Origin of the sequence: Streptomyces sp. NPDC060064 (genome assembly GCF_042736455.1) — a bacterium.
In the GTDB taxonomy this organism is placed as follows: domain Bacteria; phylum Actinomycetota; class Actinomycetes; order Streptomycetales; family Streptomycetaceae; genus Streptomyces.
On record NZ_JBHWWF010000008.1, the window covers coordinates 225,681 to 238,105 of the forward strand.

The following is a 12,425-nucleotide window of genomic DNA, read 5'->3' on the forward strand; positions in this document are numbered from 1 at the left end:
GAGGGGAACCGAGCCGCAGAAAATGAGGGACGAGCGGTCGAGCACGATCGACCGTCGGCAGACGCTCAAGGCGCCCCGGAGGGGAACCGAGCCGCAGAAAATGAGGGACGAGCGGTCGAGCACGATCGACCGTCGGCAGACGCTCAAGGCGCCCCGGAGGGGAACCGAGCCGCAAAAAAAGGGGGGGCTAGCACCACCAACCCCTAGGGGGTCAGGGTCAGGGTGAAGTGGGTGGGTCACCGGATGGGCCCACGAGCCCATGATCCGTAGGTTTGAAGCAACAAACCGCAGACCTACGGAGGCGGCCATGTCGGCCCACACGCACACCCGGTCCCACGCCAAGGCCGCGGGCAGCGTCGACATCCGGTTGCCGTGGTGGGCACTCGCCCTGCCCATGCTCGCCTTCGTCGTACTGCTTCTGCTGATCGCGGATCCGGGCCAGGCGCACGCCGCGGGCGGCGACCCGGCAGTGGGCCAATTGATCGACCGCATTCAGCAAACCCTGTCCCGATGACGGATTCACCCTTCGTGGGGGAGCCGGTCAACACCCTGAGCCCGCTGGCGCATTTCATGCGAAGCTGGGGTGCATGAGCGCCGCTGTGTCTTCCGGGGGGACACCCCCCGGACCTCCCGAAACCCGCAGGATCGTCCTCCTCCGGCATGCGAAGGCCGACTGGCCCCAGGTGTCCGACCATGAGCGCCCGCTCGCCGACCGGGGCCGTATGGACGCCTCGGTGGCCGGCCGCAGGCTCGCCGACACCGGTATCGCCTTCGACCTGGCTCTGTGCTCGACCGCGAGCAGGACCCGCGAGACCTGGAAGCTGGCGGTGCACGAGCTGTCGCACCGCCCCAGGACGGTGTACGAGGAGCGGCTGTACGAGGCCTCTCTCGGCGATCTTCTCGCGCTGCTCAGCGAGACTCCGGACGAGGTGAACGACCTACTCGTCATCGGCCACAACCCCGCGATCCACGCGCTCGCCGACGCCCTCGCCGGAAAGGTCGAGGGTGACGCGCTGGCACGGATGACGCAGAGCGGCTTCCCGACCGCGGCGTACGCGGTCGTCGGCTTCAGTGGCTCCTGGAAGTCCGTGGAGCACGGCGTGGGCACGCTGCTCGACTACTGGGCGCCGCACGACTGACCCCTGTCCGGCACGTCGGCCGGCCCCTGCATGTGAAACAGCCCCGGCACATGAACCAGCCCCGGCGCGGATCCCGCGCCGGGGCCTCGCACATCGGCCTCGCACATCGGCCTCGCACATCGGCCGCGTACTGCGGTCGCGCATGTGGTCGGCCGGTCAGTGCTCCTCGCCCTCGCCGTCGGCCGCCTCGACCTCTTCGCGGGTGATCCCCAGCAAGTAGAGAACCGTGTCCAGGAACGGCACATTGACCGCGGTGTGTGCGGCCCGGCGCACGACCGGCTTGGCGTTGAAGGCAACGCCGAGCCCCGCGGCGTTGAGCATGTCCAGATCATTCGCACCGTCGCCGATCGCGACGGTCTGCGCGAGTGGAACTCCCGCCTCGGCGGCGAACCGGCGCAGCAGCCTGGCTTTGCCCGCGCGGTCCACGATCTCGCCGACGACGCGGCCGGTGAGCTTCCCGTCCACGATCTCCAGCGTGTTCGCCGAGGCGAAGTCGAGCCCGAGCCGGACCTTGAGGTCATCGGTGACCTGCGTGAACCCGCCCGACACGACGCCCACTTGGTAGCCGAGCCGCTTGAGCGTACGGATCAGGGTCAGGGCGCCGGGGGTCATCCTGACCTCCGAGCGGACCTTGTCCACGACGGACGCGTCGAGCCCGGCCAGCAGCGCCACGCGCGCGTGCAGGGACTGCTCGAAATCCAGCTCCCCACGCATCGCGGCGGCGGTGACCTCGGCGACCTTGTCCTCGCAGCCGGCGTGCGCGGCGAACAGCTCGATGACCTCGTCCTGGATGAGTGTCGAGTCCACATCCATGACGACCAGACGCTGGGCCCGGCGGTGCAGTCCGGCCGACACGACCGCCACATCGACGCCGATCCCGGCGGCCTCGGTCGCCAGCGCGGTACGCAGCGGCTCGGTCTCCGTACCGGACACCGCGAACTCCACGGCGGTGACCGGATACTTGGCGAGCCGGAAGATACGGTCGATGTTGCCGCCGATGGCAGCGATTCTGGCCGTTATGGCGGCGGTCGACTCAGCGGTGAGCGGATGTCCGAGCACGGTGACGTGAGAACGGCCGCTGCCGCGCGGCCGGTTGTCGCCGGTGCCGGAGATGATCTCGGCCTGCAGCTTCAGCGATTCGGCCCAGCTGTGCACGGTGGCCCGCAGCTCGCCCTCGGTGGTCCCGCCGGCGGTCGGTGCGGTGACCAGGGCGCACAGGACGAGGCGGCCACGGGAGACGACCTGCTCGATGTCGACCACGTCGACGGAGTAGGCGGCGAGGGTGTCGAAGAGCCCGGCAGTGATCCCGGGACGGTCCTTCCCGAAGATCTTGACGAGAAGGGTGGGGACGTCGGAGTTCTGCGGTGCGCTCATGGTGCCTCCACCGTATCTGGCGGACGCCGCGCCGAGACGGCGCGTCCCGAGTGGCGGACAAGCGCACCCCGGCTCAGCGGCCGCTGCTCGGGGTGCCCGGCGGCGGGCCCTCCTCGGGGTCGGCGGGGGCGGCGTAGCGCGGCGGTGGCGGTGGCGGTGGCGGTGGCAGCGGCGGGGGCACCACCGGGCCCACCATCGTCGGCGCACCGTGGATCCCGGGCGGTGGGCGCAGATACGGGTTCGTGTCGTCGTTCGAGGGCCGGTACGGCGCCATCGGCCGGTACGGCCCAGGGACCTGCTCCGGCCCAGGGACCTGCTCCGGCTCCTGCCCAGGAAACTCGGCCCGGCCACCGCCCCGCGTCGCGTACACCAGCAGCGCACCCGCCCCGCCCGTCGCCGTACCCCACGCCGCCCCGAGCAGCAGCGCCATCCCCAGCTGCCCGTGCAGCTCGATCCCGGCGCCGAACGCGTCGAGGCCCAGCACCGACAGCGACGCGTCCGCCGAGACATCGGTCAGCCATACGAGCAGCGGCAGCGTCAGCGCCGTCACCCCGCCCAGCCGTACCGCACAGCGCCCCGCGAACCCCGCCGCACCCAGGCCGCCCACCGGCGTGCGCGACGCCGCCAGCACCCCCGCGCACAGCATTGTCACGGCCGCCGCGACCGCCAGCAGCCACACCCGTCCGTCCAGCTCCGCCAGCCTGCCGACTGTGGCAGGCTCGTCCGCCGAGACCCGCAGCAGTTCGTCCAGCGGATCGGGCAGCAACTTCGCCAGTTCGCCCGTCGCCTCGCCGTCCCACGGCACGAACAGCCCCAGCGGAATCCCCAGCCACACCCCGTTCGGCGCCCCGAGCAGCGCCGCGCCCGCGATCCGTTTCGGGTGGTCGTCGCCGATCGCCGCGTATGCCGCCGCCGCGTACCCCGCGAGGACCGCGACGAGCAGCACATTCGCCAGCGCGGACGCGGCCGGCCGTACCGTCCGCCGCAGCGCCGCCCACGCCGCCCCGCGCGGCAGTGGCGTACGCCGTGACGCGAGGAGCGCGATCGCCAGCACGCCGAGCACCCAGAACAGCGCGCCCGCCAGTGAATCCGCGGTGTTCACGCTGAATCCCACCGCCGCCTTGGCGTCCACCAGATCCCCGAGCCGGTCGGGCAGCAGCCCTCCGATGTCGCCGATGTCGCCGAGGCCGGGTACTTCGATTCCGCCTCCGTCACCGCCCACGCCCGGCACCTTGTCGAGGTTGAGCCCCAGCTTCGCCCCGTCGATCGTGATGACGTCGTGACCTGCCCACGCCAAGCCGCCGACCGTCGCGACGAAGAGGAGCACCACCCCGCCCACCCGCGCGGCGAGTTCGGTCCCCGAGATGTACGGTCCCGCACCACGCAGCGAGCGTAGGAAGAAGTACGCAAGGAACAACGCCCCGAAGAGGCCCACCCCGAGTGGCGTGATGTCGACGGCGGTCTGCGCCTGCGCACCTTCCAGGCCGAACGCGGACACATCGCCTGTCGGCGTCACCGATCCGCCCACCGCGAGCACCACGACGGCGGCCGTCATCGGCCCGAGCGCCGCCGCCGAATCCGCACCCAGCAGGTGAAGTCCGAGCGCCGCGGCACCCGCCATCCCGACCAGTGCCCAGCTCACCGCGGCGATCGACGCCAGCAGCACATCGCCCCAACGCACCCGGTCGCCAATGCCGTTCGCGTCCATCCGGACCCCCCGATCCCTCTGGGTTTGCCCCAGTTGCCCCCGGTCGCGCATGATCCGTACGCACTCATGGGCGGTTACCACTCTCCGTGGGTGTTTCTCCTCCGTCAACGGCCGGCCCGAAGGCGGTCTTCACATGGCCCGACTTTCGGATACGGGATCGGGCCTGAAATAGTTCCTCACGATGTTCGCCATCCCTAGACTCCCTGCGATGGGGGTAACTCGGGGGACAACTAGTGGGGCATGGAGTGCCGGAACTCGTACTGGAATTGAACGGAAGGACCTGGACCCTCGATCCGTCCAGGTCATACACCCTCGGACGTGATCCGCAGGGCGACCTGGTGATCGACGACGCCAGGGTCTCGTGGCGGCACGCCAGCATCAGCTGGGGCGGCCGCAGTTGGGTGATTGAGGACCACGGCAGCACCAACGGCACATACGTGCAGGGCCAGCGAATCCATCAGATGGAGATCGGCCCCGGCTCGGCGGTACACCTGGGCAATGCGACCGACGGCCCCCGGCTGAACCTCTCCGGAGCCGGCGCGAGCGGGTACAGCGCCCAGGGAGCCGCGCCCCAGCAGCAGGCGGTCAAGCAGCAGGTCCCGGCCCAGCAGCCGCAGCAGGGCTGGCAGCAGCAGGCTCCGGCTCAGCAGCCGCAGCAGGGCTGGCAGCAGCAGCCACCTCAGGCGCAGGTCCCGCACCAGCAGGGACCCGGCGGCGCGGGCGGCGCGGGCGGTGTCGCGGGGGCCCCGCCGGTGTACGGGGACCGCAGCCCGACCACGTTCCATCAGCTGGCCCTCGGCCGGGTGATGCGTATCGGTCGTGCGCTCGAGAACGAACTGGTCGTCTCCGACCTCCAGGTCTCGCGCAACCACGCCGAGTTCGTGGCCACTCCCGACGGCCGCTTCGAGATCCGCGACCTCGGATCCCACAACGGCACGTATGTCAACGGTCAGCCGATCGCCAAGTCCGGCACCGTACTCATCGGCCCGAACGACATCGTCGGCGTCGGCCACTCGACGTTCCGCCTCGTCGGCGACCGGCTCGAGGAGTTCGTCGACACCGGCGAGGTCTCCTTCTCCGCACGTCATCTGACGGTGACGGTCGACGGCGGCAAGCAGATCCTGCGTGACGTCTCCTTCGGCGTACCGGAGAAGTCGCTGATCGGCGTCATCGGCCCCTCGGGATCCGGCAAGTCCACCCTGCTCAAGGCGCTCACCGGCTACCGGCCCGCCAACCAGGGCGACGTCCTCTACGACAACCGCAGTCTCTACAAGCAGTTCGCCGAACTGCGCCAGCGCATCGGTCTGGTTCCGCAGGACGACATCCTGCACAAGGAGCTCACCGTCCGTAAGGCGCTCAAGTACGCGGCCAAGCTCCGCTTCCCCGGTGACACCGCCGAGGCCGAGCGCGAGGCCCGTATCGACGAGGTGCTGCGCGAGCTCAAGCTCGACATCCACAAGGAGAAGAAGGTCACTTCGCTCTCCGGTGGCCAGCGCAAGCGTGTCTCGGTCGCCCTCGAGCTGCTGACCAAGCCGTCGCTGATCTTCCTGGACGAGCCGACGTCGGGCCTCGACCCGGGCATGGACCGCGATGTCATGCAGCTGCTCCGAGGCCTCGCTGACGACGGCCGTACGGTCCTGGTGGTCACCCACTCGGTGGCCGAGCTCGCGCTCTGCGACAAGCTCCTCGTCATGGCCCCCGGCGGCTCGGTGGCGTACTTCGGCCCGCCGGAGGAAGCGCTCAACTTCTTCGGCTACACCACCTGGGCCGACGTCTTCTCCGCGTTCGAGAACTACCGTGACTACGACTGGGCGGGCCGCTGGCGCGGTTCGCAGCACTACCAGATGTACGCCGCGGACATCGACGCCGTCGCCGCGCAGTCGGTGCACATGCCGCCGCCGCAGCAGATGCGCCCGCCGAAGCCGCAGAGCTGGGGCTCCCAGCTGTGGACGCTGATCCGCCGCTACTCCTCGGTCATCGCGTCCGACAAGGGCTTCCTCGGCCTGATGGTGATCCTGCCCGCGGTCCTGGGCCTGGTCAGCGTTGTCATTCCGGCGAAGTTCGGCCTCGCGCCGCCCACGCCGCCGAGCAGGTTCAACGGCGACGCCGGCACGATCATGCTGATCCTCGCGGTCGGCATGTGCTTCTCCGGCGCGGCCAACTCCGTACGAGAACTGATCAAGGAACGGGTCATCTACGAACGGGAACGGGCCACCGGCCTGGCCCGCTCGGCGTATCTGATGTCCAAGGTGATCGTCCTCGGAGTGATCACGGCCATCCAGGGCGTCATCATCTGCGGCATCGGCTTCGCCACCCGCGACCTGCCGGCAGAGGGCCTGATCATGCCTCCGGCCGTCGAGATCTGCCTCGTCGTCATCGCGCTGGGCTTCACCTCGATGATGTTCGGCCTGGTCATCTCCTCGCTGGTGAAGACCGCCGAGAAGACCATGCCGCTGCTGGTCATGTTCGCCATCGTCCAGGTCGTCTTCACCGGCATCCTCTTCCAGGTCTACGGTTCGCCCGGCCTGGAGCAGTTCGCCTGGCTGATGCCGTCCCGGTGGGCCATCGCAGGCGCGGGCGCGACGCTCGACCTGTCACATCTGATGCCGCCGTGGGACCCGAACAAGCCCACCGACCTGGATCCGCTGTGGGAGCACTCGGCGGGCCAGTGGGGCCTGAACATCACGATCCTGCTCGCCATCGGCGTCATCTGCGGCGTCGCGGTCGCGCGACTGCTGCGCCGCCACGAGCCGGAGGTCATGCGCAAGTAACACGTCCGCGCATCTGTCCGTGTACGCGCCGAGGGCGGCACCCCCTGTGGGGTGCCGCCCTTCGGCGTAGCTGTCGGACCGCCCGGAGCGGCTCAGTAGGCGCTGTCGACGTTGTCGATCGTGCCGTACTTGTCGGCGGCGTAGTTGGCCGCGGCCGTGATGTTGGCGACCGGGTCGTACTGGCTGTGCGCCGTACCGGGGACGTGGTACGCGTCGAACGTCGGCTTGATGACCTGCAGCAGGCCGATCGACGGAACACCGTTGATCGCGTTGATGTCCCAGCCGTTGATGGCCTTCGGGTTGCCGCTGGACTCACGCATGATGTTGCGGTGCAGACCCTCGTACGTGCCGGGGATCTTGTGCTTCTTCATGATGTCGAGCGACTCGCGGATCCAGCCGTCAAGGTTGTTGGCGTAGATCGGCTTGCGGGCGGCGGCGCGGCTGGCGGCCTGCTGCTTCGCACGCTTCTTGGCGGCGGCCTGGGCCGCCTTCTTCTTGGCAGCGGCCTCGGCCTCGGCCTTGGCCTTGGCGGCAGCCGCGGCCTTTGCCTTGGCGGCAGCGTCCGCCTTGGCGGCGACAACCGTCTGCTGCTTGACGATGCTCGCGTGGACAGCGGTCGTCTGCGCGGCGGCGGTCCCGGTGCTCCAGGCCACGGGGGCGGCGGCGAGGGCCTCGGTCTGGGTGGCGGAGGCGTTACCCGGGACGAGGGAGAACGTGAGGGCGGCGACGGCAGCGGCGGCGATACCGGCGATCGAGACCTTGTTGGTCTTGGTCAGGCGGGTGCTGAACGCGGACATACAGACGTACCTCTTCGAATAGCGGAAGTCGCATCAGGCCGGGTGCGGCGCTGCGCTCCTCGGCGGCGACGGGAGCAATTCTTAGCGGCAGCAAAATGTTGTGGCAAAGGTGTGACGTACGACCCGCGATAGTGGATCGGGGCGTCGCGATGACGCCTTTTTCCCACTCATTACCGATTACCGGGTGAGATGCCCCTTTTGTGCCTACTAGAGACGTTCGTAAGTGACCTACGCCCTATGCTCGGGCTCACATCGAGCACCTGTCGATCTCACCATGCGTTGCTTCAGCAATGCGAAGAGTGAGCGTCTTTGACCGGGAGTATGAGGTGGACGTCGCCGAACTCGTGCCAGAGGTAGAGATGGCGCACTGCCTCGGTATAGCTGCGGCACAGCGCCGCCTGCCCGGCGATCGCCTCCAGCATCAGCAGATGAGAGGCCTCCGGCTCGTGCAGCCCGGTCAGCAGCCCGTCCACCGCATGCACGCCGCGCCCAGGCGTGATGACCAGATCGGTCCACCCCGAGGCAGCCCGCACGACTCCGTCCGGACCCGCCGCCGACTCCAGGGCGCGGACCGCCGTCGTACCGACCGCCACGATCCGCCCGCCGCCCGCCCGCGCGGCATTGACCAGCCACGCCGTCGTCGCCGGCACCTCGAAACGCTCCGGGTACGGCGGCTCGTGCGCCTCCGCCGAAGCCACCCCCGTATGCAGAGTGATAGGTGCGAACTGCACGCCCCGGCTCACCAGCGCCGCCACCAGCCGCGCCGTGAAGGGACGCGCGGCGCTCGGCATCTCCGCCGATCCCGCCCCGTCGGGGGAGGGGAGCGCGAAGACCGTCTGATACGCGGCCAGGGGCTGGTCCCCAGTCGTGTACCGGTACCGGATCGGCCTGCCGTACCGGTGCAGCAGCTCCGGCACATCCACCGACACCGACGCCCACCACAACCGGTCGCCGCCCGGCGCGAGCGGCGTCTCCAGTACGAGCTGCTCGCCCCCGGGAAGCCGTACGACCGCACCCACCGGCCCGCCGGCGCGCGGCAGAGTGCTGCCCGCACCGTCCGGGCGGCGCAGCTCCACCGCCCACCGCCCGTCGTCCCCGCGCGTCGAGCAGTGCACGACGACCGCCTCGCCGCCGACCCGCCCATTGACGGCGGCGGGCAGCGTGGCCGACGTATTGACCACCAGGACGTCCCCGGCCCGCAGCTGCCCGGGAAGGTCACGGAAGGCGTGGTGGAACACCTCCGTCCCGCGGGAGACCATCAGCCGTACGTCGTCCCGACCCGATCCGCGCTCCTCGGCAGGCACCCTGGCCGACAGCTCCTCGGGCACCCACAGCGACTCCAGCACCTTCATCGCGCATCCAGCAGCGAGGGCGCCGCGTACCGACCGCTGACGGGTCGCTGTTCCAGCAGCCGGAGGAAGGCCGGCGCCACCGTTTCCGGCGCCGGTCGCGGGTCGTCGTCGCCCGGTACCGCGGCCGCGTACAGATCCGTCTGCATATCGCCCGGGTCCACCGTCCACACCCGCAGCTCCGGCTCCTCGACGGCGAGGACCGCCGCGAGATGGTCGAGCGCCGCCTTCGAGGCTCCGTAGCCGCCCCAGGTCTCGTACGCCTCCGCCGCCGCGTCCGAGCTGACCGCGATCACCGTGCCCGCCCCCGACGCCCGCAGCAGCGGCAGCGCCTCCTGTACGAGTCCGAGCGCGGCGACCACATTGGTCTCCAGCGCCGCCCGCAGCCCCTCCAGCGGCAGCGCGTACAGCCGCACCAGCGGCTCGGCCCCCAGCGCGCTCGCATTGCTCACCAGCAGGTCGAGACCACCGAGCTCACGGGCCGCGGCCAGCAGCTCCTTGCGGTGCCCGGCATCGGTGACATCCCCCGCCACCGCCGCCACACGCGTCCCGTACGCCGCGCGGATATGACGCGCGCTCTCCTCCAGGACGCTCGCGGTCCTGGCCCCCAGAGCCAGATCCCAGCCCTGCCGGGCGAGGGCCGCCGCGAGCGCACGCCCCAAGCCCTTCGAAGCCCCAGTGATCACCGCTACCGGCATGATGTCCATCCCCTTGTTCCGCTGTATCCGCGTCGGTGCCACCAACGTAGGAACGCGACACCGCGCACCGCCTCGTGCGCGGGACCCCACCGGCCAAGGGATTTCGACCTACGTCCTGAGCCCTAAGCGGTAGCCGTCCCCGGCCCGATACGGACCGTCACACCCCGCCGGTACGGTGAGTTCATGAGTCACCGACCGAGCTCCGGCCTCGCCGCCGTGAGCACCGCGCTCCTCGCCATGAGCAGGCATCTCGAGGTGCGTGACGTGCTGAAGACGATCGTCGCCTCGGCGCGCGAGCTCCTTGACGCCGAGTACGCGGCGCTGGGCGTGCCCGACGACCACGGCGGCTTCGCCCAGTTCGTGGTCGACGGCGTCAGCGACGCGCAGTGGAAGGCGATCGGCCCGCTCCCGCGGCAGCACGGCATCCTCGCCTCGATGCTCCGCGACGCGAAGGTGGAGCGCCTCGCCGATGTCCGCGAGGACCCCCGCTTCGAGGGCTGGCCGTCCGCCCACCCGGACATGTCCGACTTCCTCGGCCTGCCGATCAAGGACGGCGACGAGACCATCGGCGCGCTCTTCCTGGCGAACAAGCGGTGTCCCAAGCCCGACGGAGGCTGCGGCTTCACCGCCGAGGACGAGGAACTGCTCTCCATCCTCGCCCAGCACGCGGCGATAGCCCTGACCAACGCCCGGCTGTACGAGCGCAGCCGCGAGCTCACCATCGCCGAGGAACGCTCCCGCCTCGCCCATGAGCTGCATGACGCGGTGAGCCAGAAGCTCTTCTCGCTCCGGCTGACCGCCCAGGCCGCGGCCGCCCTGGTGGACCGCGACCCGGCCCGCGCCAAGGGCGAGCTCCAGCAGGTCGCCGTGCTCGCCGCGGAGGCCGCGGACGAACTGCGCGCCGCCGTCGTCGAGTTGCGCCCCGCCGCCCTCGACGAGGACGGACTGGTCAACACACTCCGTACGCATATTCAGGTCCTCGACCGCGCGCACACCGCCCGGGTCACCTTCGACAGCAGCGGTGTCCGAGCGCTGCCGGCCGCCCAGGAGGATGCCCTGCTCCGGATCGCCCAGGAGGCCCTGCACAATGCGCTGCGGCACTCCGGCGCGGACGAGGTCGATGTGGTCCTGGTCCGCCGCGGCCAGGGCGCGGTCCTCAGCGTCACCGACAACGGCAAGGGGTTCGAGCCGAAGGCGGTCCGCCGGGCCGGCCGCCATCTGGGACTGGTCTCGATGCGGGACCGGGCGAACGGGGTCGGCGGAACGCTCACCGTGGAATCGGCGCCCGGAAAGGGCACCACGATCGAGATGGAGGTGCCCGGTGGCTGAGGCTGAGCCCCATGCGAGGACCGGGATGATCCGTGTCATGCTGGTCGACGATCATCAGGTGGTACGGCGAGGACTGCGCACCTTCCTCGAGATCCAGGACGACATAGAGGTCGTCGGCGAGGCGGCGGACGGTGCCGAGGGCGTCGCCGGCGCCGAGGAGCTGAAGCCGGACGTCGTCCTCATGGACGTCAAGATGCCCGGCATGGACGGCATCGACGCCCTCCGTAAGCTCCGTGAGCTGTCGAACCCCGCCAAGGTGTTGATCGTCACCAGCTTCACCGAGCAGCGCACCGTCGTCCCCGCACTGCGCGCGGGTGCCTCGGGTTACGTCTATAAGGACGTCGACCCGGAGGCGCTGGCCCGCGCGATCCGCTCCGTGCACGCGGGCCATGTGCTGCTCCAGCCGGAGGTCGCGGGCGCGCTGCTCTCGCAGGACGACCCGAGCAATGGCACGGGCCGCGGCAGCACCCTCACCGAACGGGAGAGGGAGGTACTGGGCCTGATCGCCGACGGCCGGTCGAACCGCGAGATCGCCCGGGCGCTCGTGCTGTCCGAGAAAACCGTCAAGACGCATGTCTCGAACATTCTGATGAAGCTGGATCTTGCGGACCGCACCCAGGCGGCGCTGTGGGCCGTGCGGCACGGTCTGGCGGGCTGAGACGGGCCAACCGGAGCGTCCAGCTCAGATCGGAGATTCATACCGTCGGGTGTATGTCACCCGTACGGCGCATCCTGATCGACTCACGGCCGTTCTTCATGGCGTGCTGCGGCGGCCGGCCGCAGCGAAGCTCAGGAGGATTTCGAAGTGAAGAACCTGAAGAAGGCCGCTGCCCTCACCATGGTCGCCGGTAGCCTCGTCGCCGCCGGCGCCGGTGTGGCGTCCGCCACCACCGGTGCGCACGCCAATGGCAAGGCTTCCCACTCCCCGGGCGTTGTCTCCGGCAACCTGGTGCAGGCCCCGGTCCACGTCCCGGTGAACGTCGTCGGCAACACCGTCAACGTGATCGGCGCGCTGAACCCGACGTTCGGAAACGCCGGCTACAACGGCTGACCGGTTCCGATCAGTGCCCCCGGCCCCTAACCACCTGCCTATGTGCTCGGTCATGTGGTGAGCGTGGGCCGGGGGCGTTGTCGGTTGCTGTCCGGTGGGTGGTTTCCTCAGTTGCTCGGTCATGTGGCTGAGGTGGGCCGGGGGCGCTGTCGGTTGCTGTCCGGTGGGTGGTTTCCTCCGGCGGACCGCTGTACCCCTGCGGCGAGTGG

11 protein-coding genes are annotated in these 12,425 nt (G+C 70.0%); 6 read left to right on the forward strand and 5 right to left on the reverse strand.

Features of this window, described 5'->3' with window-relative positions; all coding sequences use genetic code 11:
• Positions 1–307: 307 nt before the first annotated feature.
• Complete coding sequence (locus tag ACFWDI_RS13245; RefSeq protein WP_326649030.1) at positions 308–514, forward strand: hypothetical protein; 207 nt, start codon at positions 308–310, stop codon at positions 512–514.
• Between the two features lie 73 nt (positions 515–587).
• Positions 588–1,139: a histidine phosphatase family protein gene (locus tag ACFWDI_RS13250; RefSeq protein ID WP_327322738.1), complete on the forward strand. Its 552-nt coding sequence runs from the start codon at positions 588–590 to the stop codon at positions 1,137–1,139.
• A gap of 156 nt (positions 1,140–1,295) precedes the next feature.
• On the opposite strand, the gene serB is transcribed toward ACFWDI_RS13250, so the two are convergent.
• Complete coding sequence (serB, locus tag ACFWDI_RS13255) at positions 1,296–2,513, reverse strand: phosphoserine phosphatase SerB (RefSeq protein ID WP_385303562.1); 1,218 nt, start codon at positions 2,511–2,513, stop codon at positions 1,296–1,298.
• 73 nt (positions 2,514–2,586) lie between these two features.
• Positions 2,587–4,221 carry a streptophobe family protein gene (locus ACFWDI_RS13260; protein ID WP_385303563.1) on the reverse strand — a complete coding sequence of 545 codons (1,635 nt, stop codon included), beginning with the start codon at positions 4,219–4,221 and terminating at the stop codon, positions 2,587–2,589.
• 233 nt (positions 4,222–4,454) lie between these two features.
• Here ACFWDI_RS13260 and ACFWDI_RS13265 point away from each other — a divergent pair, with 233 nt between their 5' ends.
• A complete protein-coding gene (locus ACFWDI_RS13265; RefSeq protein ID WP_385303564.1) occupies positions 4,455–6,992 on the forward strand; it encodes an FHA domain-containing protein in 2,538 nt (845 codons plus the stop codon).
• A 92-nt stretch (positions 6,993–7,084) separates the two neighbouring features.
• Here ACFWDI_RS13265 and ACFWDI_RS13270 read toward each other — a convergent pair whose 3' ends face one another.
• From ACFWDI_RS13270 to ACFWDI_RS13280, 3 genes are all read right to left on the reverse strand, one after another.
• The gene (locus tag ACFWDI_RS13270; RefSeq protein WP_385303565.1) at positions 7,085–7,789 is read right to left on the reverse strand and encodes a transglycosylase SLT domain-containing protein; all 705 of its coding nucleotides are present in this window, start codon (positions 7,787–7,789) and stop codon (positions 7,085–7,087) included.
• 284 nt (positions 7,790–8,073) lie between these two features.
• Positions 8,074–9,141, reverse strand: coding sequence for an S-adenosylmethionine:tRNA ribosyltransferase-isomerase (locus tag ACFWDI_RS13275; RefSeq protein ID WP_385303566.1), 1,068 nt, complete (start codon positions 9,139–9,141; stop codon positions 8,074–8,076).
• Entirely contained in the window at positions 9,138–9,836 is a 699-nt protein-coding gene (locus ACFWDI_RS13280; RefSeq protein ID WP_385303567.1) for an SDR family NAD(P)-dependent oxidoreductase, read from the reverse strand. Before ACFWDI_RS13280 ends, ACFWDI_RS13275 begins: the two co-directional genes overlap by 4 nt.
• Positions 9,837–10,019: 183 nt before the next feature.
• On the opposite strand from ACFWDI_RS13280, the gene ACFWDI_RS13285 reads away from it, so the two are divergent.
• The 3 genes from ACFWDI_RS13285 to ACFWDI_RS13295 all read left to right on the forward strand — a co-directional run bounded on the left by ACFWDI_RS13285 (position 10,020) and on the right by ACFWDI_RS13295 (position 12,216).
• Entirely contained in the window at positions 10,020–11,165 is a 1,146-nt protein-coding gene (locus ACFWDI_RS13285; RefSeq protein WP_385303568.1) for a GAF domain-containing sensor histidine kinase, read from the forward strand.
• Between the two features lie 25 nt (positions 11,166–11,190).
• Complete coding sequence (locus ACFWDI_RS13290; RefSeq protein WP_385303587.1) at positions 11,191–11,823, forward strand: response regulator; 633 nt, start codon at positions 11,191–11,193, stop codon at positions 11,821–11,823.
• Positions 11,824–11,970: 147 nt separating this feature from the next.
• Positions 11,971–12,216 (forward strand): chaplin, encoded by a 246-nt coding sequence (locus tag ACFWDI_RS13295; protein ID WP_327322729.1) that lies wholly within the window; start codon positions 11,971–11,973, stop codon positions 12,214–12,216.
• Positions 12,217–12,425: the final 209 nt, after the last annotated feature.